Source organism: Pseudomonas sp. SWRI51 (assembly GCF_014268825.1).
Lineage (GTDB): Bacteria > Pseudomonadota > Gammaproteobacteria > Pseudomonadales > Pseudomonadaceae > Aquipseudomonas > Aquipseudomonas farsensis.
On record NZ_JABWRG010000092.1, the window covers coordinates 1 to 20,944 of the forward strand.

20 protein-coding genes are annotated in these 20,944 nt (G+C 64.0%); 10 read left to right on the forward strand and 10 right to left on the reverse strand.

The window, feature by feature from the left end; genetic code table 11:
- Positions 1-131: 131 nt before the first annotated feature.
- The 4 genes from HU720_RS20030 to HU720_RS20040 form a co-directional block, all read right to left on the reverse strand.
- A complete protein-coding gene (locus HU720_RS20030; RefSeq protein ID WP_186522171.1) occupies positions 132-620 on the reverse strand; it encodes a DNA-binding protein in 489 nt (162 codons plus the stop codon).
- A complete protein-coding gene (locus HU720_RS24425; protein ID WP_238337741.1) occupies positions 620-892 on the reverse strand; it encodes a hypothetical protein in 273 nt (90 codons plus the stop codon). The genes HU720_RS20030 and HU720_RS24425 overlap by 1 nt, the downstream gene beginning before the upstream one ends.
- 177 nt (positions 893-1,069) lie before the next feature.
- The gene (locus HU720_RS20035; protein WP_186522141.1) at positions 1,070-2,287 is read right to left on the reverse strand and encodes an SAM-dependent methyltransferase; all 1,218 of its coding nucleotides are present in this window, start codon (positions 2,285-2,287) and stop codon (positions 1,070-1,072) included.
- A 99-nt stretch (positions 2,288-2,386) separates the two neighbouring features.
- Complete coding sequence (locus HU720_RS20040) at positions 2,387-2,995, reverse strand: hypothetical protein (RefSeq protein ID WP_186522142.1); 609 nt, start codon at positions 2,993-2,995, stop codon at positions 2,387-2,389.
- A 223-nt stretch (positions 2,996-3,218) separates the two neighbouring features.
- Between HU720_RS20040 and bglX the strand changes: the two genes are divergently transcribed.
- The 5 genes from bglX to HU720_RS20065 all read left to right on the forward strand — a co-directional run bounded on the left by bglX (position 3,219) and on the right by HU720_RS20065 (position 11,519).
- Positions 3,219-5,507 carry a beta-glucosidase BglX gene (gene bglX / locus HU720_RS20045; RefSeq protein ID WP_186522143.1) on the forward strand — a complete coding sequence of 763 codons (2,289 nt, stop codon included), beginning with the start codon at positions 3,219-3,221 and terminating at the stop codon, positions 5,505-5,507.
- A gap of 97 nt (positions 5,508-5,604) precedes the next feature.
- Positions 5,605-7,362: an ATP-binding protein gene (locus tag HU720_RS20050; RefSeq protein ID WP_186522144.1), complete on the forward strand. Its 1,758-nt coding sequence runs from the start codon at positions 5,605-5,607 to the stop codon at positions 7,360-7,362.
- Entirely contained in the window at positions 7,356-8,687 is a 1,332-nt protein-coding gene (locus tag HU720_RS20055; protein WP_186522145.1) for a sigma-54 dependent transcriptional regulator, read from the forward strand. Before HU720_RS20050 ends, HU720_RS20055 begins: the two co-directional genes overlap by 7 nt.
- A 255-nt stretch (positions 8,688-8,942) precedes the next feature.
- Entirely contained in the window at positions 8,943-10,262 is a 1,320-nt protein-coding gene (locus HU720_RS20060; protein WP_186522146.1) for an MFS transporter, read from the forward strand.
- A 126-nt stretch (positions 10,263-10,388) separates the two neighbouring features.
- Positions 10,389-11,519, forward strand: coding sequence for a Fic family protein (locus HU720_RS20065; RefSeq protein ID WP_186522147.1), 1,131 nt, complete (start codon positions 10,389-10,391; stop codon positions 11,517-11,519).
- Positions 11,520-11,522: 3 nt separating this feature from the next.
- Here the strand turns inward: HU720_RS20065 and HU720_RS20070 are convergent, their stop codons facing one another.
- Positions 11,523-12,275: a hypothetical protein gene (locus HU720_RS20070; RefSeq protein ID WP_186522148.1), complete on the reverse strand. Its 753-nt coding sequence runs from the start codon at positions 12,273-12,275 to the stop codon at positions 11,523-11,525.
- A gap of 276 nt (positions 12,276-12,551) precedes the next feature.
- Here HU720_RS20070 and HU720_RS20075 point away from each other — a divergent pair, with 276 nt between their 5' ends.
- Complete coding sequence (locus HU720_RS20075) at positions 12,552-12,839, forward strand: hypothetical protein (protein WP_186522150.1); 288 nt, start codon at positions 12,552-12,554, stop codon at positions 12,837-12,839.
- A gap of 117 nt (positions 12,840-12,956) precedes the next feature.
- A complete protein-coding gene (locus HU720_RS20080) occupies positions 12,957-13,562 on the forward strand; it encodes a flavin reductase family protein (protein WP_186522152.1) in 606 nt (201 codons plus the stop codon).
- Here the strand turns inward: HU720_RS20080 and HU720_RS20085 are convergent, their stop codons facing one another.
- Positions 13,563-13,796, reverse strand: coding sequence for a hypothetical protein (locus HU720_RS20085; RefSeq protein ID WP_186522154.1), 234 nt, complete (start codon positions 13,794-13,796; stop codon positions 13,563-13,565).
- Positions 13,797-13,836: 40 nt separating this feature from the next.
- Complete coding sequence (locus HU720_RS20090; protein ID WP_186522156.1) at positions 13,837-14,130, reverse strand: antibiotic biosynthesis monooxygenase; 294 nt, start codon at positions 14,128-14,130, stop codon at positions 13,837-13,839.
- Positions 14,131-14,333: 203 nt separating this feature from the next.
- Here HU720_RS20090 and HU720_RS20095 point away from each other — a divergent pair, with 203 nt between their 5' ends.
- Positions 14,334-15,248 carry an AraC family transcriptional regulator gene (locus HU720_RS20095; protein WP_186522159.1) on the forward strand — a complete coding sequence of 305 codons (915 nt, stop codon included), beginning with the start codon at positions 14,334-14,336 and terminating at the stop codon, positions 15,246-15,248.
- Between the two features lie 92 nt (positions 15,249-15,340).
- Here HU720_RS20095 and HU720_RS20100 read toward each other — a convergent pair whose 3' ends face one another.
- Complete coding sequence (locus tag HU720_RS20100) at positions 15,341-16,963, reverse strand: 5-guanidino-2-oxopentanoate decarboxylase (protein WP_186522161.1); 1,623 nt, start codon at positions 16,961-16,963, stop codon at positions 15,341-15,343.
- Between the two features lie 112 nt (positions 16,964-17,075).
- On the opposite strand from HU720_RS20100, the gene HU720_RS20105 reads away from it, so the two are divergent.
- Positions 17,076-17,954 carry a LysR substrate-binding domain-containing protein gene (locus HU720_RS20105; RefSeq protein ID WP_186522163.1) on the forward strand — a complete coding sequence of 293 codons (879 nt, stop codon included), beginning with the start codon at positions 17,076-17,078 and terminating at the stop codon, positions 17,952-17,954.
- A 218-nt stretch (positions 17,955-18,172) separates the two neighbouring features.
- Here HU720_RS20105 and HU720_RS20110 read toward each other — a convergent pair whose 3' ends face one another.
- Both HU720_RS20110 and HU720_RS20115 read right to left on the reverse strand, forming a co-directional pair.
- On the reverse strand, positions 18,173-18,787 hold the full coding sequence (locus HU720_RS20110; RefSeq protein ID WP_186522165.1) for an NAD(P)-dependent oxidoreductase: 615 nt from the start codon (positions 18,785-18,787) through the stop codon (positions 18,173-18,175).
- Between the two features lie 28 nt (positions 18,788-18,815).
- On the reverse strand, positions 18,816-19,694 hold the full coding sequence (locus tag HU720_RS20115; protein WP_186522167.1) for an MBL fold metallo-hydrolase: 879 nt from the start codon (positions 19,692-19,694) through the stop codon (positions 18,816-18,818).
- Between the two features lie 102 nt (positions 19,695-19,796).
- Between HU720_RS20115 and HU720_RS20120 the strand changes: the two genes are divergently transcribed.
- On the forward strand, positions 19,797-20,708 hold the full coding sequence (locus HU720_RS20120; protein WP_186522169.1) for a LysR family transcriptional regulator: 912 nt from the start codon (positions 19,797-19,799) through the stop codon (positions 20,706-20,708).
- The last annotated feature ends 236 nt before the right edge of the window (positions 20,709-20,944 follow it).

Below are 20,944 nucleotides of genomic sequence, written 5' to 3' on the forward strand. Positions count from 1 at the left end.
GCCCCAGCGATTCTGCATGATGCCTGGATCCTGGGGCTGCTTCGCAGCCCTTTCGCGGCACAAGGCCGCTCCTACATTGCCTTAAGTCCGCCTAGACCATGCCAGCCTTGCTCCCTCTGAAAGCAACCGCCTCAGAGGGCAAGGCGCTCGTAAGCCTTGCACACGTTGACCCGCCTCGCCGCCTGGGCCAGTTCCAGCAACGGCTCGGCCACCGGATAACCGCCACGGGCCTGCATCCAGGCCAACACATCGGCCAGGTGCCATAGCGCCGTGCCGCCGTCGTGCACCGGTGGCGGAAAACTGCGGTAGTGGGCAAGCATGAGCTTGCGCATGTTCTGCCGGCTTACCCCTACCCGCTGCGCCACGTCAGTCAGGCCGACCAGGTCGGGGGTTGCTTCGATCAGCTGTGCCACGGGCAATGCCTGGCGCACATCTGCCAACGCGCTGTTCAAAGCGGCTTGCGCGCTTTCGGCCTCCCGGGCAAAGGCCAGCGCCAGGCGCCCTGGCTGGCCGAGGCCGACCATGGCATCGTCACAACCCGCCGCCCCCAGGCGCTCGACCAAGGCCTCAAGGTCTTCATCGCTGGCAAGTTGATACTTGAGCGTGAACTGGTACTCCATCATGGGTACTCCACTGGCTGAATGAGGGGACCGCGCTCCACCGCGCAGTTGTCTACAACACGCCGCAACTGGCGGGCGAATGTGTCGGGATTGCGTGGCGTGCTCCACACGCTGGTAATACAGAACTCACCGCAACGGCATTCGCGATCATTGCTGGGGCAATACATGCGCCCCCAACAATGGCCGCGCCCAGGCACAACGGTCCAGCCCTGCTCCTCTGCATGCCTCAGGGCGTGCTCGACTTCCTTGTTGGGGTGCGCGGGGCGGGTCATCGAATGTGCTCCAGTATGAACGTGGGATAAAAGTTGTCAAGTGACAACCCGGTGACGCCAGATTGCGTCGATCCCAAGCCAGCCTAGATAGATTCGGGGCAGTGCTTCCCTGATAAATGGCGCTTCAGACGTTTCCCCTGCGCATGAGGAAACGCCCGACATAATGCGCGAAAGATATCAGCCAGCAATCAAGCCATCAGCCCGCAACAGCGTCTCCAGGCAATGCGCCTGCACCCCGTAGAACGCCTTCAGCTCGGCAATTTTTGCCAACAACGCGCTGTTGTCCTGAGGCTGGCGCCGTTTCACCGCAAGAATCATCTTGTTCTTGTTGGTGTGTTCCAGGGAGATGAACTCGAACACCTTGGTTTCATAGCCGCAGGCCTCGAGGTACAGCGCACGCAAGCTGTCCGTCAGCATCTCGGCCTGCTGGCCCAGGTGCAGGCCGTACTGCAGCATCGGCTGCAGCAGCCCGGGGCTCTGCAACTGCGGGCGGATCTGCTTGTGGCAGCACGGCGAGCACATGATGATCGCGGCGTTGCATCGGATACCGGTGTGGATGGCGTAGTCGGTGGCCACGTCGCAGGCATGCAGGGCAATCATCACCTCGATGGCTTCGGGCACCACGCTGCGCACATCGCCGCACTCGAACACCAGGCCCGGGTGTTCCAGACGCGCCGCCGCGCCGTTGCACAGCTCGACCATGTCTGCGCGCAACTCAACGCCAGTCACCTGGGCCTCGCGCCCCAGGCTGTTGCGCAGGTAATCATGCATGGCGAAGGTCAGGTAGCCTTTGCCCGAGCCAAAGTCGGCCACCCGCAGCGGCAGGCCCGGCGCCAGCGGCGCGCCGGCCAGGGCGTGGTCGAAGACTTCGATGAACTTGTTGATCTGCTTCCACTTGCGCGACATCGACGGGATCAATGCGCCGTGGGCGTCGGTCACGCCGAGGTCACGCAAAAACGGCCGGCTCAGCTCCAGGTAGCGTTTTTTCTCGCGGTCATGCCCGGCGCTGGCTTCGCGTTGCGGCTGCTGGGCCAGGTGGCGCTGCAACAACGCCTTGCCCTTCTTGCTGAAGCTCAGTTGCACCTCGCCCGCAGCGCTGAACAGGTGGGCATTGCGAAAGCTCTCAGGCAGCAACTCGGCCACCAGTTGCCCAACCTCCGCCCACGGCAGGTTGCGGGTGATGTCGCGGGTTTGATGGCGGTAGACCAGTTGCAGATAGGCTTCGCCCTTGATCTGCACAGGCTTGGCGATGATCCGCTGCAGCGTGGCATCGGCGCCGACGTGGCGGGCCAGCACCAGTTTGCTCAGGCTGGCGTCACCCAGCGCATCGGCCAGCAGGCTCAGGAACTGGGCACGCGCATCGGGCGCGGCAGGGGCGGAAATGGCGGACGACATGGGGGAAAGGTGCCTCGAAATACGGGAAGCGCTGTGCGCAATGCCGCGCATTCTACGTGGCGCACCGCCCTGCGCGAAGGGTTTGGCGATGGACGCGGCTCAATCAAGGATCACCAGCCGGTTCGGCAGCTCGTTGCGCGCCTGGGTCGGCGGCACATGCTCGCTGAGCAGCTCGCCGCAGGCTTCGATGCATTCCACAAAGCCCTGCAACGTGTTGCCCTGGCGGACCTGTTCGGTAAAGCGCGCCACCATCGCCTCGCGGGCGCGCGCCGGCAAGTGCCGGGCGATGCCTTCATCTACCAGGATTTCCACATGCTGCTCAGCCTCGCTGACGAAGATCAGCACGCCCGTGGCGCCGGCAGTCAGTTGCAGGTTGAGCTCGAGAAACTGCTGGCGGGCCAGGCCCGAGGCGCGCCGGCGGCGCAGAATGGCCGGCACCAGCCAACAGGCCAGGCGCGGGTGACGCAACAGCAGGCACAGGCTGATGAAGGTCAAGGTCTGCGCCAGCAACAAGGCATTCAGGCCGATGCCGCCCTGCCAGCGGTGCAGCAGCAGCGGGATCAACAATGCCAGCAGTGCAGCCCACAGCAGCGGCAGGTACGGGTAATCGTCGGCGCGGCGCGCAAGTACCGTCACCAGTTCCGCGTCGGTACGCCGCTCGGCGCGAGCGATCGCCTCGGCGATCTGGCGCTGTTCGTATTCGGTCATGCCATCGTCTCTCGGGCGTTCTTATCATTGTTATCCCGGCATCGGGCTGGGCAGAGTGTATCTCAACATTGGCGGTAGATAAGGCATAATCGCCGGCTGCCACAGGTTCAAAACAGTGCAGCCCGGCTACGACGCACGCCCGGGCGCATTGAACAATAAACAGCTGCCTGAACAACTTCGGCCGCGCACGGCCTTCGTGCCCGCCTTTATAACGGAATCGACGATGAAACTGTCCTTGCTGGGCCTGGCCATGGCCCTCGCCAGCCAGGCGGCCCTAGCCGCCCCCACCGCCCCGCCCCTGCAAGACAAGCAGGCCTTCATCGCCCATCTGCTCGGGCAAATGACCGAAGCCGAAAAAATCGGCCAGTTGCGCCTGATCAGCATCAGCCCGGAAATGCCCCGCGAGAAGATCCGCGAAGAAATCGCCGCTGGCCGTATTGGCGGTACGTTCAACTCGCGCACCGCCCCGGAAAACCGGCCAATGCAGGACGCTGCCATGCGCAGCCGCCTGAAAATCCCGATGTTCTTCGCCTACGACACCATCCATGGCGAACGCACCATCTTCCCGATCAGCCTGGGCCTGGCCGCCACCTGGGACATGGACGCCATCGCCAAGGTCGGCCGCACCTCGGCCATCGAAGCCTCGGCCGATGCGCTGGACATGACCTTCGCGCCAATGGTCGACATCGCCCGCGACCCACGCTGGGGCCGTACCAGCGAAGGCTTTGGCGAGGATACCTACCTGACCTCGAAGATCGGCCAGGTGATGGTCCGTTCGTTCCAGGGCTCAAGCCCGGCCAACCCCGACAGCATCATGGCCATCGTCAAGCACTTCGCCCTGTATGGCGCAGTGGAAGGCGGGCGCGACTACAACACCGTCGATATGAGCCCGGTGAAGATGTACAACGACTACCTGCCGCCCTACCGCGCCGCACTGGATGCCGGCGCGGGCGGGGTGATGGTGGCGTTGAATTCGATCAACGGCGTACCGGCCACCTCCAACACCTGGCTGATGAACGACCTGCTGCGCAAGGACTGGGGTTTCAAGGGCGTCACCATCAGTGACCACGGCGCCATCCAGGAGCTGATCCGCCATGGCGTGGCCCGCGACGGCCGCGAGGCGGCCAAGCTTGCGATCAAGGCCGGTATCGACATGAGCATGAACGACTCGCTGTATGGCGAAGAGCTGCCGGGGCTGCTCAAGTCCGGTGAAGTGAGCCAGGCCGAACTCGACCAGGCCGTGCGCGAGGTGCTCGGCGCCAAGTACGACATGGGCCTGTTCAAAGACCCATACGTACGCATCGGCAAAGCCGACACCGACCTTGCCGACTACTACGGCAACGACCGCCTGCACCGCGAGGCCGCCCGTGATGTAGCGCGCCGGAGCCTGGTTTTGCTTGAGAACAACAAACAGACCCTGCCGCTGAAAAAGGCCGGCACCATCGCCCTGGTCGGCCCGCTGGCCGACGCCCCGATCGACATGATGGGCAGCTGGGCCGCCGACGGCCGCCCCGAGCACTCGGTGACCGTGCGTGAAGGCCTGGTCCGCGCCACCGCCGGCAAGGCCAAGCTGGTTTACGCCAAAGGCTCGAACGTCACCGGCGACAAGGCGATGTTCGATTACCTCAACTTCCTCAACTTTGCCGCACCCGAGATCATCAACGACCCGCGCCCAGCGGCGGTGCTGATCGACGAAGCGGTCAAGGCCGCGCAGCAGTCGGATGTAGTGGTGGCGGTGGTTGGCGAATCGCGCGGCATGTCCCATGAATCGTCAAGCCGCACCACCCTGGAAATCCCGGCGGTGCAGCGCGACCTGATCAAGGCCCTCAAAGCCACCGGCAAACCGCTGGTGCTGGTGCTGATGAACGGCCGCCCGCTGTCGATTGCCTGGGAACGCGAGCAGGCCGATGCCCTGCTGGAAACCTGGTTCAGTGGCACCGAAGGCGGCAACGCCATTGCCGACGTGCTGTTCGGCGACTACAACCCATCCGGGCGCCTGGCCATCACCTTCCCGCGTTCGGTCGGGCAGATCCCGATGTACTACAACCACATGCGCATCGGCCGCCCGTTCACCCCAGGCAAGCCGGGCAACTACACCTCGCAATATTTCGAAGAGCCCAACGGCCCGCTGTACCCGTTCGGCTACGGCTTGAGCTACACCAGCTTCGAGCTGTCGGGCTTGCAGCTTTCCCAGGCCACGCTCAAGCGCGGCGGCACCATGCAGGCCAAGGTCACGGTGAAGAACACCGGCAAGCGCGACGGCGAAACCGTGGTGCAGTTGTATGTGCAGGACGAAAGCGCCTCGATGAGCCGCCCGGTCAGAGAACTGAAGAACTTCCAGAAGCTGCTGCTCAAGGCCGGCGAAGCCAAGACCTTGACCTTCGACATCAGTGAGCAGGACCTGAAGTTCTACAATAGCCAGCTGCAGCATGTGGCCGAGCCTGGGCAGTTCAATATCCAGGTGGGCCTGGACTCGCAGAACGTGCAGCAGCAAAGCTTCGAACTGCTCTGACCCGGCGCGCCAGGCCCCGCCCCACCGCCCTTGCGCCGTGGGGCGGCGAGCCCCGCGAAGCACCACCACCGACCACCGAACCTGCGGACCTTTGCCCATGCCCTCACCCATCCGCGCTGTGCGCCTGGGCCTGATCATCCTGCTGATCGTGGTCGGTACCGTACTCAGCGCCGGCTGGGCCATGCACCAGGCCAAGCGCGAATCGATGCAACTCGATGCGCAGCGCGCCAACCAGCAACTGGGCCTGTACGCCAACGCCTTGCACACCCTGATCGAGCGCTATCGCGCCCTGCCTGCGGTGCTGGCGCTGGACCCCGAGCTCATCGATGCCCTGAGCAGGCCGCTGAGCGAGCCGGTGCAGCACGCGCTGAACCTCAAGCTTGAACGTATCAATGGCGCGGCCAACTCCTCGACCCTGGAGCTGCTCGACGCCAGCGGCCTTGCCATTGCCGCGAGCAACTGGCGCTTGCCCACCACCTACGTCGGCTCCAACTATGGCTTCCGGCCCTACTTCAAACAGACCCGCGTCCAAGGCAGCGGGCGCTTCTATGCTGTCGGCGTGACCAGCGGCGTACCGGGTTACTTTTTATCCAGCGCCGTGAGCAACGCACAGGGGCAGTTTTTGGGTGCCATGGTGGTCAAGCTTGAGTTCCCCGAGCTTGAGCGCGAGTGGCGCCAGGGCAGCGATATCCTGCTGGTCAGCGACGCGCGCGGCATTACCTTCATTGCCAACCAGGACGGCTGGCGCTATCGCGAACTGCAACCGCTGACGCCTGCGGACCGAGCCGAGCTCGAACAGACCCGCCAGTACGACAAGCAACCGCTGGTGGCCCTGCACAGCCAGGTGCTGACGCGTTTTGCCGAGCACAGCCACCTGTCCCGCGTGCAAGGCCCGCAGGGCAGCGTCGACTACCAGTGGGAAAGCCTGCCATTGCCCGCCGAAGGCTGGACCTTGCACCTGCTGCGCAAGCCGCAGGTTGCCGAGGACGAGCGCAACGCCGCCCTGGCCGCTGCTGCCGTCTGGCTGAGCCTGGTGTTCGCCGCGCTGTTCGTCAGCCAGCGCATGCGCCTGGCCCGCATGCGCCAGCGCAGCCGCGAAGAGCTCAAGCGCCAGGTCGAGGAGCGCACCCGCGAATTGCGCACCGCCCAGGAAGGCCTGGTGCAGTCGGCCAAGCTGGCGGCGCTGGGGCAGATGTCCGCCGCCCTCGCCCACGAAATCAACCAGCCGCTGACCACCCAGCGCATGCAGCTCGAAACCCTGCGCCTGCTGCTCGACCATGGCCGCCATGAGCAGGCGCGCCAGGCCCTCGAACCCCTGGAGCAGATGCTTACGCGCATGGCCGCGCTCACCGGCCACCTGAAGACGTTCGCCCGCAACAGCCCCGGCGGCCTGCGCGAGCGCCTGGACTTGGCCACGGTTGTCGATCAGGCGCTGCACCTGCTGGAGCCGCGCATCCGCGACGAAGAAGTGGAAGTGGCGCTGTACCTGGCACGCCCGGCCTGGGTGCGCGGCGATGCCATCCGCCTGGAGCAGGTGCTGATCAACCTGTTGCGCAATGCCCTCGACGCCATGGCCGATAAACGCTACAAACGCCTGGAAATACGTATCGAGTCCGATGCCGAGCTGTGGCGCCTGAGCGTGCTCGACTCAGGGGGCGGCATTGCCGAGGCCGACCTTGGTAAAGTCTTCGATCCGTTCTTCACCACCAAACCGGTCGGCGAAGGCCTGGGCCTGGGCCTGGCCATCTCGTATGGCATCGTTGCCGATGCCGGCGGCGCCCTGCAGGTCGAGAACCTGCCTGGCGGCGCCCGCTTCAGCCTGACCCTGCCGCGCGACCTGGAGCCTGCATGTTGAATTCCGTGATCGTCGTCGATGACGAAGCCAGTATCCGCAACGCCGTTGAGCAGTGGCTGAGCCTGTCCGGCTTCAATGTGCAGCTGTTCGCCCGCGCCGAAGAATGCCTGGCGCAGTTGCCGCCGGACTTCCCCGGGGTAATCCTCAGCGATGTGCGTATGCCCGGGCTTTCCGGCATGCAGTTGCTCGAACGCCTGCAGCAGCTCGACGCCGGCCTGCCGGTGATCCTGCTGACCGGCCACGGCGATGTGCCGATGGCGGTCGAGGCAATGCGCAACGGCGCCTACGATTTTCTGGAAAAACCGTTCACCCCGCAGCACCTGATGAGCAGCCTCGGCCGCGCCCTTGAAAAACGCCAGTTAGTGCTGGAAAACCGCCGCCTGCATGAGCAGGCCGACCTCAAGGTGCAGCTGGAAGGCACCCTGCTCGGTATGTCCCAGGGCCTGCAACAGTTGCGCCGCCAAGTGCTGGAGCTGGCGGCGCTGCCGGTCAATGTGCTGATCCGTGGTGAAACCGGCAGCGGCAAGGAACGCGTTGCTCGCTGCCTGCACGACTTCGGCCCGCGCGCCGGCAAGCCCTTCGTCGCCCTCAACTGCGCGGCCATTCCCGAAGCGCTGTTCGAAGCCGAACTGTTCGGCCACGAAAGCGGCGCCTTTACCGGCGCCCAGGGCAAACGTATCGGCAAGCTTGAATATGCCAACGGCGGTACGGTGTTTCTCGACGAGATCGAAAGCATGCCGCTGGCCCAGCAGGCCAAGCTGCTGCGCGTCATCCAGGAGCACAAACTCGAACGGCTAGGCGCCAACCAGAGCATCGAGGTGGACCTGCGAATCGTCGCCGCGACCAAACCCGACCTGCTCGAAGAAGCCCGCGCCGGGCGTTTCCGAGAAGACCTCGCCTACCGCCTGAACGTTGCGGAGCTGCGCCTGGCGCCGCTGCGTGAGCGGCGCGAGGACATCCCGCTGCTGTTCGAGCATTTCGCCCGCAGTTGCGCCGAACGCCTGGGCCGTGAGGCGCAGCCGGTCAGTGGTGCGCAGCTGGCGCAACTGTTGGCCCACGACTGGCCGGGCAACGTGCGTGAGCTGGCCAACGCCGCCGAACGGCATGCGCTGGGGCTGGCCTCGCCGAACCAGGCGCCGGCTGCCGACGGGCAATCGCTGGCCGCGCAGATGGAGGCGTTCGAAGCGCAGTGTCTGCGCGCGGCCTTGCGCCAGCACCAGGGCGAGATCAAAGGGGTGATGGAGGCGTTGCAACTGCCCAGGCGCACGCTCAACGAAAAGATGCAGCGCCATGGGCTGTTGCGTGAGGATTTTCTTGCGCCTTGATAAGCGGATTATTGCCTATTGGGCGGCTTGGATAAGCGGAAAATCGCCTATTGAGGGGGCAATACTGCAGACTCATCGCGGGGCCAGCCCGCTCCCACAACGTACGCGCTAAGCCTGTCGGGCCGTTAAAACGGGGATGCCTGGGCTTCGGTGCACACAAACGGATCGCCTTGCCCTCATTTGGCACAGGTTCTGCAAAAGCCTTCTCAAGCTGCGCTCAGCGCGCCCCACAAAAACAACGAGAAGGTATCCCTGATGGATAACACCAGCCCCCTGCCCGCGGGAGCCGGCGCCGCGTCTGCAGCGCCTAAAACCACCTCCAGCCGCCTCAAGTCGATTTTCAGCGGCTCTATCGGCAACATGGTCGAGTGGTACGACTGGTACGTCTACGCCGCATTTTCCCTGTACTTCGCCAAGGCCTTCTTCCCCGCCGGCGACACCACCGCACAACTGCTCAACACCGCCGCGATCTTCGCCGTGGGCTTCCTGATGCGCCCGATCGGTGGCTGGCTGATGGGCCTGTACGCCGACCGCAAGGGCCGCAAGGCCGCGCTGATGGCCTCGGTGCTGCTGATGTGCGCAGGCTCGCTGGTCATTGCCCTGACCCCAGGTTACGAAACCATCGGCGTTGCCGCGCCCGTGTTGCTGGTAATCGCGCGCCTGATGCAAGGCCTGTCGGTGGGCGGTGAATACGGTACCTCCGCCACTTACCTGAGCGAAATGGCCACCAAGGAACGCCGTGGCTTCTTCTCAAGCTTCCAGTACGTGACGCTGATCTCGGGCCAGCTCATCGCCCTGGCCGTGCTGATCATCCTGCAGAACACCCTGACCACCGAAGAGCTGTACGCCTGGGGCTGGCGTGTACCCTTCGTGATCGGCGCGCTGTGCGCGGTGGTTGCGCTGTACCTGCGCCGTGGCATGGAAGAAACCGCTTCCTTCACCAAGAAGGAAAAGGCCAAGGAAAGCATGATGCGCACCTTGATGCGCCACCCCAAGGAACTGCTGACCGTTGTCGGCCTGACCATGGGCGGCACCCTGGCCTTCTACACCTACACCACCTACATGCAGAAGTACCTGGTCAACACGGTGGGCATGAGCATCAGCGACTCGACCACCATTTCGGCCGCCACGCTGTTCCTGTTCATGTGCCTGCAGCCAGTGATCGGCGCGCTGTCCGACAAGATCGGCCGACGCCCGATCCTGATCGCCTTCGGCGTGCTGGGGACGCTGTTCACAGTGCCGATCCTGACTACCCTGCACACCATCCAGACCTGGTGGGGCGCGTTCTTCCTGATCATGGCCGCGCTGATCATCGTCAGCGGCTACACCTCGATCAACGCGGTGGTCAAAGCCGAGCTGTTCCCCACCGAAATCCGCGCGCTGGGCGTCGGCCTGCCCTATGCGTTGACCGTGTCGATCTTCGGCGGCACCGCTGAGTACGTGGCACTGTGGTTCAAGAGCATTCACCTGGAAACCGGTTACTACTGGTACGTCACCGCCTGCATCGCGTGCTCGCTGCTGGTGTACGTCACCATGAAGGACACCAAGCAACACTCGCGTATCACCACTGACTGATCCGCAGGCTGCAAGGCCCAAAGGGGGCCTCCGCTTGGCGGGGCGCCCCCTTTTTTGTGGGTCGTGAGCCGAATAGCGGGTTTATTCGGCTCACTGCATGAGCCGAATAGCGTTATTATTCGGCTCATGACTCCTTCATCCCCGTTCTGGATCTGGCAGCAGCCAGGCTGGCCGACCTTCCACTGGAACAGCCAACATCTGGCTGGGTTACTGCGCGAATGCGTGGAAACCCAGGGCCTGTTGCTGGGCAGAGCCGGTGCGGTGGCCGGCCTTGAGGCGAGCAAAGACCTGCTCGACACGCTGCTGCAGAACATCGTCACCTCATCGGCCATTGAAGGCGAACAGCTCAATGTCGAATCGGTGCGTTCTTCACTTGCGCGTCGCCTCGGTATTGAAGAGCCGGGGCCGACCAGCCCGCGCAGTGAAGGCCTGGCTGAGCTGATGCTCGACGCGACCGCCGGCCACGACCACCCTCTCGACCAGCAGCGGCTGTATCGCTGGCACCGCTGGCTGTTCCCAGAAAGCACCGGGGTGCTCACTGCCCCACTGGCTGTGGGTGAACTGCGCGACGCCGCGGCTATGCAAGTCATTTCCGGGCGAATCGACAAACCTACCGTGCATTTCGAAGCTCCGCCGCGTGCGGGGCTCGAGTTGCAACTTGAGCAGTTTCTCGACTGGTTCCAAGCAAGCCGCAGTGACGACCAGCTCGACCCCTTGCTACGTGCAGGGGTTGCGCATTTCTGGTTCGTTACCCTGCACCCGTTCGCTGACGGCAACGGCCGCCTGACCCGCGCCCTGACCGACCTTGCCCTGGCCCAGGGCGAGCGTCAGGCAATCCGCTTTTATGCAATGTCTGCCAGCATTCTTGAGGACCGTGTCGGCTATTACCGCGTACTCGAACGCAGCCAGAAAGGCAGCCTGGACATCACCGAATGGCTGCACTGGTTCCTGACCACACTGCTGCGCAGCCTTGAACAGGCGTTGCTGCGTATCGACCGGGTGTTGAACAAAGCGCGCTTCTGGCAGGCGCACCGCGCCGACGGGCTGCTGCCTGAGCAAGTCAAAGTGCTCAACCGCCTGCTCGACGGCGGCCCCAAGGGCTTCGAAGACGGCATCAGCGCCAGCCAGTACCAAACCGTGGCCAAAGTTTCGAAAGCCACGGCCACTCGCCACCTGGCCGACCTGCAGGCCAAAAGCTGCCTTGTACGCTTGCCAGGCGGCGGGCGTAGCACGCGCTACGCCGTGTGCCCGGCTTGAGCCTCAGGCACGCTCGATCACCGGTACCAACTGGCGGCGCTGGTAATAGGTAGCCATTACCACCAGCATCAGCAATACCCCGCCCAGCACCGCCGATGAGCCGATGGTGCCGAAGTCCAGCCCGCCTTTTTCGTGGGACTTGGTCAGCACATCGCCCAAGGTCGCGCCGAAAGGACGGGTAAGCACAAAGGCGATCCAGAACAGCAGCACGCCCGAGATCCTGGTCCAGTAACGCGCAGCTGCCACCACTGCGATGGCCGAGCCGATCAACAGCGCGCCACCGGCAAAGCCCAGCCCTGAATCATCCGCCAGGTAGTCGCCCAATGCGGTGCCAAGGGTGTTGGAGAACAGTATGGCCACCCAGTAGAACAGCTCGCCGCCGCGGTTGCGAATGCGCGAGACGTCCAGCGGGTTACCGCTCAGGCGCCAAAGGGCGAAGGTCAGCAGCAGGATGCCGATCAGCACCGCGGAGCCTGTGGCGTATCCCAGCCCCAAGGTGCGGTCCATGAAGTCGGACATCGTGGTGCCGGCAGTGCTGGTGGCCAGGATCACCAGCCAGTACAGCATCGGGTGGTAGCGGCGGGAGAATAACTGGGCCAGCAAGGTGACCAGGAACATGCTGATCAGTAGCAGCGAGCTCATGGCATAGCCGATGTTGAGGGTCATCGAAAGCAGGTCACCTGCGGTCTCGCCGAGGGTGGTGGCGCAGATCTTCATGACCCAGAAGGCCAAGGTGATTTGCGGGAGTTTGTTCATGGGTGTGCCGCTCCGGGGGTTGGGTGCGGCGATGGTGAAGACCGGGGGCTGAAAAATTGGTTGGTGGGGGATGAAAAAGGTGTTGATGGGGGGTTAGTTTCGGCGCTCTCAAGGTGGCTGTGGGAGGGCTCTGAGAAAGAGCGCAAGAGCGCGCCCAAACACATCTAGTTAATCGATTTATATAAGCCATTTTATGCGCTTTTTAATCAAATTAATCGGCGTAGCATGGGACTCACAGCAGCAAACAACCCCAACAAAACCCTTGGAGCACCTACCATGAAAAACAAACTGATCCTCACCCTGGCCCTCTCGGTTCTGGCTACTGGCGCCTTCGCTGAAGACGGCTTCGACAACACCAACGCCCACACCTTCGCCGCCGTACAAATCCAATCGGCCAGCTATGCAGAAGATGGTTCCGACCGCACCAACGGCCAACGTTTCGCCGAAGACGGCGCCGACCGCACCAACGGCCAACGCTTTGCCGAAGACGGCGCCGACCGCACCAACGGCCAACGCTTCGCCGAAAACGGCTTCGACAACACCAACGCCCACCGCTTCAGCTGATCACTGATGCGCGTACCCAGCCCGGCTTTTGCCGGGCTTGATCATTTCCAGCCGGGCAAAGGCTTGGCACACTAGGCGCCTCGTCCGCCACCAGGAAGGCCTTGCAGCCTTACGCAGATGTACTATTACGAACCCGCCAAAGGCCACGGCCTGCCCCACGACCCCTTCAACGCCATCGTCGGCCCACGGCCCATCGGCTGGATCTCCAGCCACGACAGCCACGGGCGCCTGAACCTTGCGCCGTACAGTTTCTTCAACGCCTTCAACTACATCCCACCGATCATCGGTTTCTGCAGCGTCGGGCGCAAAGACAGCCTGAACAATATCGAGCAGACCGGGGAGTTCGTCTGGAACCTGGCCACCCGGCCGCTGGCCGAGCAGATGAACCAAAGCTGCGCAGCCGTTGCCGCAGACGTCGACGAATTCGTTCTGAGTGGCCTCACCCCGGCACCCTCGAACGTGGTCAAGGTGCCGCGCGTGGGCGAGAGCCCGGTGAGTTTCGAGTGCAAGGTGAGCCAGATCATCCAGCTCAACCGCGCTGATCAACAGCCGGTGCCAAGCTGGCTGATTCTGGGTGAAGTGGTGGCGGTGCATATCGCCGAGCATCTGCTCAAGGACGGTATCTACGATACCGCCGCCGCTGAGCCGATTCTGCGTGGTGGCGGCCCGGCTGACTACTTCGCGCTGGGCGAATTGTTCAAGATGGGCCGCCCGCAGGCCTGATCAGAACTGCAACTCGCCGTCTTCGCTTACGCCTTGCAGGCGTTCAAGCTCGGCGCAGGCGGCCTCGTCGGCCGCCAACGCGCCTTTGAACAGCTGGCCATCGAGCACCTTGTGAAAGCGCGGGGCGCCGCCGGCGCGCAAGGCTTTGACGGCGATTGCCGCGTGGTAGCCGCCGCCCTCTGCCGGGACCATTGCCGAAACTGCTTCAAAGTGGGTGAATTCTCTACGTGCCATGCTGCGCTGCGCCTATGGGATTGGGGCTGCATTCTACACACTAGGCGAAGGTGTGCAGGTCAAGGCTTGAGACGAACTGCTGCTGCACCAGTTCGCCAAACGCTTGCAGGGTGGGTGAGGCAAAGTAGCCGCGCATCGCCTGCTGGTCGCTCCAGCTGCCGCTGAGCAGCCACAGGTCGGCATCGACCTGCGAGCGCTGCACGTTGAAACTCAGGCAACCTGGCGTGCGCAACGAGGGCTCCAGCAAGTCGCGCAGGCGCATGCCGAGTTCTGCCGAGCGACCGTTGCTGGCGCGGATGAAAGCCAGGTGGGTGACCGGTTGAGTCTGGGTCATGAACGATCTCCTTGAAGCGGTGCGGACGGGATAACCAGGCAGTCAAGGTTAGGCGTTGCCCCGCGCGTGCCGTTAGGCCATTACTGCCGGCCGATTGCCTGATCCTGCACCACGGCAGGATCAGGCAATCGTCGTGCAGCTTTCGACTAGCGCCCGGCATTGCCCAAACCTATGCTGGCCCGGTCTGCCAAGGAAACCCCGCCATGACCCAGCCTCTTGACCCCTCGCTCGAACTTCAGCGCCAGGAACTGGCCGGCCTGATTCTGCGCCACGCCAGCGGCCCGCATGGCCCGGTATCGGCGGTCGATGACCTGTACCTGTCCGCCTACCGCGAGAACGTGCGTTCGGTGCCGACCCTGGCGCAACCGGCGCTGTGCATCCTGGCCCAAGGCAGCAAGGCGCTGTTTCTGGGCGATGAGCAATATGCCTATGACCCGCTGCACTACATGGTGGTATCGGTAACGCTGCCGCTCAGTGGCGTGCGCCTGGACGCTACCCCGGAAAACCCGAGCCTGGGCCTGCGCCTGGACCTGGACGCGGCTGAAATCAGCCAATTGATTGCCGAAAACGGGCCGATGCTGGTGCCCAACCGGCCATCGGGGCGCGGCCTGTATGTAGAAAGGAGCGACCCGCAGTTGCTTGATGCGCTGCTGCGGCTGGTGCGTTTGCTGGATACGCCGCGCGATATCGCGATGCTGGCGCCGCTGTTTCGTCGCGAAATCCTTTACCGATTATTGCGTGGGCCGCAGGGCCATCGGCTGTATGAAATCGCCCTGGCCAACAGCCAGACGCACCGCGTTTGCCAAGCCATCGCCTGGCTCAACCAACATTACCAGCAACCACTGCGTATCGAAGACCTAGCCCGCGAGGTGAACCTGAGCACTTCGACCCTGCACCACCGCTTCAAGGCGGTGACCTCGATGAGCCCGTTGCAGTACCAGAAGCAGCTGCGCCTGCAAGAAGCGCGGCGGCTGATGCTCAACGACGGGCTGGAGGCAGCGGTGGCGGCTTATCGGGTGGGCTACGAGAGCCCGTCGCAGTTCAGCCGTGAATACAGCCGACTGTACGGCGCGCCACCGCTGCGCGATGTGGCACGGCTGCGCGCCAGCGCCGGTTGAGCCGCTTGTGGCGAGCAGGCTGGCCCCGCGCAGGGCTGCAAAGCAGCCCTGAAACCCGCGCCGACAGCGCGTTAGAGACTACCGGCAAGCATTCAGCTCGTTACGGCCGCCTGCCATTGGTGTTGGTCGACCTGGATCAGGGTTGGCCGGCGCAGCCCCTGGGCGCGTTGCAACGCGGCCTGCAACTGCGCCACGTCGGCTACCTCCTCGGCAACTGCGCCCAGCGCGCGGGCGACGCCAATGAAGTCGGGGGTGTGGATGTCTACGCCCACCGGCTCGATGGCGCGGTTAAGCATGTACTTCTTGATTTCCTCATAGCCCTGATTGTTCCACAGCAGCACGATCAGCGGCACTTGGGCCTCGACCGCGCTGGCCAGCTCCGGCAGGGTGAACTGCAAGCCGCCGTCGCCAATCAGGCACACCACCGGGGCCTCGGCGCTGCCCAGCCAGGCACCAATGGCCGCCGGCAAGGCATAGCCCAACGTGCCGTAGCCGGTGGAGGCATTGAACCAGCGCCGGGGGGCAGGCATGTCCAGGGTCAGGTTGCCGGTGTAGACCGGTTGCGTCGAATCGCCCACCAGGATGGCCTCCGGCAGCGTGTGCAGGACCGCGTTCAGCAGGGCTGTCTGGCTCAAGGTCGCAGCATCCCAGGTCGCTGCATTGGCCTCCCGCAAGCGGGCGGCGCGCTGGCTGCCCCAGGCGCCCTGCCGCACAGGCTGCGAGTGGCCGTGCAGAGCCATCAGTAGAGCGTGTGCGGCTTGCTGGGCATCTGCAACCAGCGCCAGCGCAGGCAAGTAATTGCGTACCGTCTGGTCAGGGTCGATATCGACGCGCAACAGGCTGCCGGGGATGTCGAAACCACCCTTGAAGGTCACGTCGTAGTCGGTTTCTGCCAGCTCCGTACCGATGGCCAGCACCACATCGGCTTCGGCGACCAACTCGCGGGTAGCGGGCAAGGTCTGGGTCGAGCCGATCTGCAGCGGGTGGCTCGCCGGCAACAGGCCCTTGGCGTTGATGGTCAGCGCTACCGGCGCTTGCAGGTGCTCGGCCAACTGCGCAATTTCAGCGCCTGCATTCAGCGCACCGCCACCTGCCAGAATCAACGGTCGTTGCGCAGCAGCAAGGCACGCCGCCATCTGCGCGACCATGTGCGGCGCAGCACCGGCGCGAGCGGTACGCACCGGGCCTGCGGGCAACAGGTGGTCGGCAGGCTCCACCAGCACATCCAGCGGAATCTCGATATGCACCGGGCGCGGGCGGGCGCCGTCGAACACGGCGAACGCCCTGGCCAGCAGCTGCGGCAGGTCAGCGGCGCTCATCAAGGTCTGGGAAAACGCAGCCACCCCCGCGACCAGCGCGGCCTGGTTGGGCAATTCGTGCAGCTTGCCGCGCCCGCCGCCCAGCTGGCTGCGCGATTGCACGCTGGAGATCACCAGCATGGGGATAGAGTCGGCATAGGCCTGGCCCATGGCGGTGGTGATGTTGGTCATGCCGGGGCCGGTGATGATGAAACACACACCCGGTTTGCCGCGGGTGCGCGAATAGCCATCAGCCATGAACCCGGCGCCCTGCTCGTGGCGCGGGGTGATATGGCGGATCGACGACACCGCCAGCCCGCGATACAGCTCCACGGTATGCACACCAGGAATACCGAAGACATGCTCCACGCCATAGCCTTCGAGGAGTTTGACCAGCACTTCGCCACAGGTTGCCATTATCCAATACCCGATTCTTGTTGAAATCAGCCTTCATGGAAACAAGCCGCTGCTACCGCGACAATGCAAAAAAACACATACTCGCCATGTCCTCACATCATGGCTCACACAAATGCCCCGTCTGCCGCCGCTGCCTGCCCTGCACACCTTCCTGATTACCGCCCGGCACTGCAACTTCACCCGCGCGGCGGCGCAGTTGCACATCACCCAGGGCGCGGTCAGCCGCCAGATCGCCGCGCTGGAGGAGCAACTGGGTTACCCGTTGTTTCTGCGCCAGGCGCGGGGGCTGGCGCTGACCCGCGAGGGCCAGGACTGGTTGCCCCGGGTGCAGCAGGTGTTTGCCCTGATCGAACAAGGCGTACAGGAAGTGGGTGGGCGCAGCGCGACGTTGCAGCTCAAGGCGCCGACCTGTGTGATGCGCTGGCTGTTGCCACGCTTGATGGAGTGGCAGGCGCTGCGCCCGGACGTGCCGGTCGAGCTCACCACCACCGTGCAGCACGGTGTGGATTTTCGCCGTGAGGGCTTCGATGCCGCCGTCATCTATGGCGCGGTGCCCAATGCAGGCCAACAGGTCTGCAAGCTGTTCGATGAGCAACTGACACCGGTCTGTGCCCCGTCATTGCTCGACGGCCCGCTGCCGTTGCGCAAGTTGCAAGACCTGGCGCGGCACATGCTGCTTCACCCCTCGCGCGACGAGCATGACTGGCAGTTGTGGCTGCAAGCGGCGGGTGTCAACTTCGAGCTGCAAGGGCCGAGGCAGCATTTTGAAACCCTGGACATGGCGATGGCCATGGCTTCGCAAGGCACCGGCGTGGCGATAGGTGATTGGGCGCTGATCGGCGATGACCTGCGCAGTGGGCGGCTGTGCATGCCGTTTGCGCTGAAGGTGATGACGGGCAAAGGCTATTACCTGGCCAGCCCAGGCAAGGCCGTGGCGCCGGGGTTGGCGCAGTTGATGGCGTGGCTGCAGGCGCGCAGTGCCGGGGTGTAGCTGGCACCGGCTATGCCGGTTTTCGCGGGGCAAGCCCGCTCGCCACAAGGAGATATATCTGGCGGGAACAGGCTTATACAAAACCATAGAATCTCCCACAGAATCTGGGCAAGGCCTCAATATTGCGACTATGCGCGATCTCTTTCGGAGCGGGCTTGCTTGGAATGCCCGCCCGCCGCGAATGGCCGCAACGCGGCCCCGGCTATGTGTGGCCCGGCTCAATACCCAACGGTAAACCGCGCCCGCGAATGCGCCGGCTTTTCCAGCTCATCAAGCAATGCAATGGCGTAATCGGCAAAGGTGATCCAGCTTCGACCATCAGCGCCAATCAACAAGTGATCCTTGCCCAGCACATAGCCCCCGCTGCGTTCACCTTCGACAAACTCTGCCGACGGCGAGAGAAAGGTCCAGTCCAGCGCCGGCTCCTGGCGCAGCGTCTCGAGAAACTGTGCGCCGGCGGTGGCTTCGGCTTTATAAGCCTCGGGGAAATCCGGACTGTCGATCACCCGCTGCCCCGACGGCAGCAACAGGCTACCGGCGCCGCCCACCACCAGCAGGCGCTTGACGCCGGCACGCTTGACCGGCTCGATGATGGCCTGCGGCGCAAGGGTGGCAAAATGCGCGGCGCTCAATACGGCGTCAGTACCGGCAATGGCCGCTTGCAGCGCCGCGCTGTCCTTGGCGTCCAGCGCCTTCACGGTTACGCCTTCGCGCCCCTGCAACGCCGAGGGGTCGCGGGCGATGGCCACGACACTGTGGCCACGGCGCAGCGCTTCTTCCAGCAGTTGGCTGCCAGCACGCCCGGTGGCGCCGATAATTGCGATCTTGCTCATGGGAGATACTCCGTCAGGTGAATAGGGGTTACCACTTCATTTCGCCCTTGGCGACCTTGGCGCTCAGCTCAAGCGAGCTCTCGTCGGCAAGGCCCGGGTAGCGCTGCTTCATCGCTGCGATCAGCTCGGCGGCGTTGGCCGCCTTGGCAGCCTCTGCATCAAAGGCGCGGATGTAATCGGCGGTGAAACGCACCGCCTGCACATTGCGGCTGCTGTCACCCAGGTAGTGGCCGGGGATCACCGTGCGCGGCTGCAGGCGCTCGATAGCGGCCAGGGTGGCGAGCCAATCGGCATGCGACTGGGCACTTTGCGTATCGGCCATCCACACATGAATATACTCGGACACCACCACGCCACCGACCACGGCTTTGATGGAGGGAATCCAGACAACACTGCGTTCAGGCTGCGGGCCATCCAGCCCGACCACCTCCAGAGCCTTGCCTTCCAGCTCCAGCCGATTGCCTTCCAGTACCGCAGGCAGCAGCAGTTTTGCCGGGCGGTCGGTACCCATCTGCGGGCCCCAGTACGCCAGCTTGGCGTCCATGGTCTGGCGAATGTGGGCAACGGTTGCCGCCGAGGCGACCACACGGGCCTGGGGGAAGGCCTGGGTGATGGTGTCCAGGCCGAAGTAATAGTCCGGGTCGCCATGGCTTATATAAATAGTGGTCAAGCGCTTGCCGCTGGCGCGCAGGCGTTGCACCAGCTGGGCGGCCTGGGCCTTGCCGAACTGGGCGTCGATCAAGATGGCGTCATGCTGGCCACTGACCACCACAGAGCTGACCGGGAAGATGGCCTCGCTGCCAGGGTTGTAGACGTCCAGCGACAGCGGCTCGGCGGCGAAGGCAACGGGGCCGGTGAGCAGCACACTGGCCAGCAACAGCCCGCGTAGCGGAGTGAATAGAGACATGGGCGGTTCCAGTAACGATGCGAAGAACCACAGCTTAGTTGCCCGATCCGATACAAAAAATGCGATGCTTCGACATAGTTTATTTCTGAAATCGGGCAAATCATGGACCGGCTCAACGCCATGCGCGTATTTGTCAGCGTCGTCGACCTCGGCAGCCAGTCGGCGGCGGCCGATCATCTGGGGCTTTCACGACCCGTGGTCTCGCGCTATCTGGCAGAACTTGAGGACTGGGTGGGCGCGCGGCTGATGCAGCGCACCACCCGCAAACTCAGCCTGACCGCCGCAGGCCAGGAAACCCTGCCCCGTTGCCGGCAGATGCTGGCGCTGGCAGGCGACCTGCAAGACGCCGTGCGCCAGCCCGACGATGCGCCACGCGGCGAGCTGCGCATCAGTGTCAGCACCTCATTCGGCCAGGCCCAGTTGGTGGATGCGCTGGCGGCGTACATCAAGCGCTACCCAGGGGTGAAGGTGGAGCTACAGATGCTAGACCGCACGGTCAACCTGGTGGATGAGCGCATCGACCTGGCTATTCGAACCAGCAGCGACATCGACCCCAGCCTGATAGCCCGGCGCCTGAGCGTATGCCGCTCGGTGATATGCGCAAGCCCGGCCTACCTCAGTGAACATGGCACGCCGCAGCAGGTGGCGGACCTCGCCCTGCACAACTGCCTGACCCACGCCTATTTCGGCCATAACCTGTGGCATTTCGAGGTGCAGGGTGTGGAACTTGCGGTACCGGTGCAGGGCAACATCAGCGCGAACGAGGCGATGACCTTGCAGCGTGCGGCGCTGGCTGGGGTGGGTATTGCCATGCTGCCCAGTTACCAGGCCGCCAGTGCCATTCGCAGCGGCGAGCTTGTGCGCTTGCTACCTGGTGCCCGGCCGCGAGAGCTGACCTTGAGTGCGGTGTACACCTCACGCAAGCACATGCCCGCAAGCCTGCGCAGCATGGTGGATTTTCTGGTGGAGCGGTTTGCCGGGGAGCCGGAGTGGGATCGGGGGCTGGGGATATAGCCGGTGTTTCAGGGCAAGCCTGTGCCGGACTCATCGCAGGCCGTCGCCAGCTCCCACAGGGGCCTCAGCCAGACATCAATATCGCAGCCTGACGCGGCCTCTGTGGGAGATTCTATGGTTTCAGGCAAGTCGCTTTTGATTGTGTAGGAGCGGCCTTGTGTCGCGAAAGGCTGCGAAGCGGCCCCAGGATTTGTGCCTCATGCAGAATCGTCGGGGCTGCTACGCAGCCCTTTCGC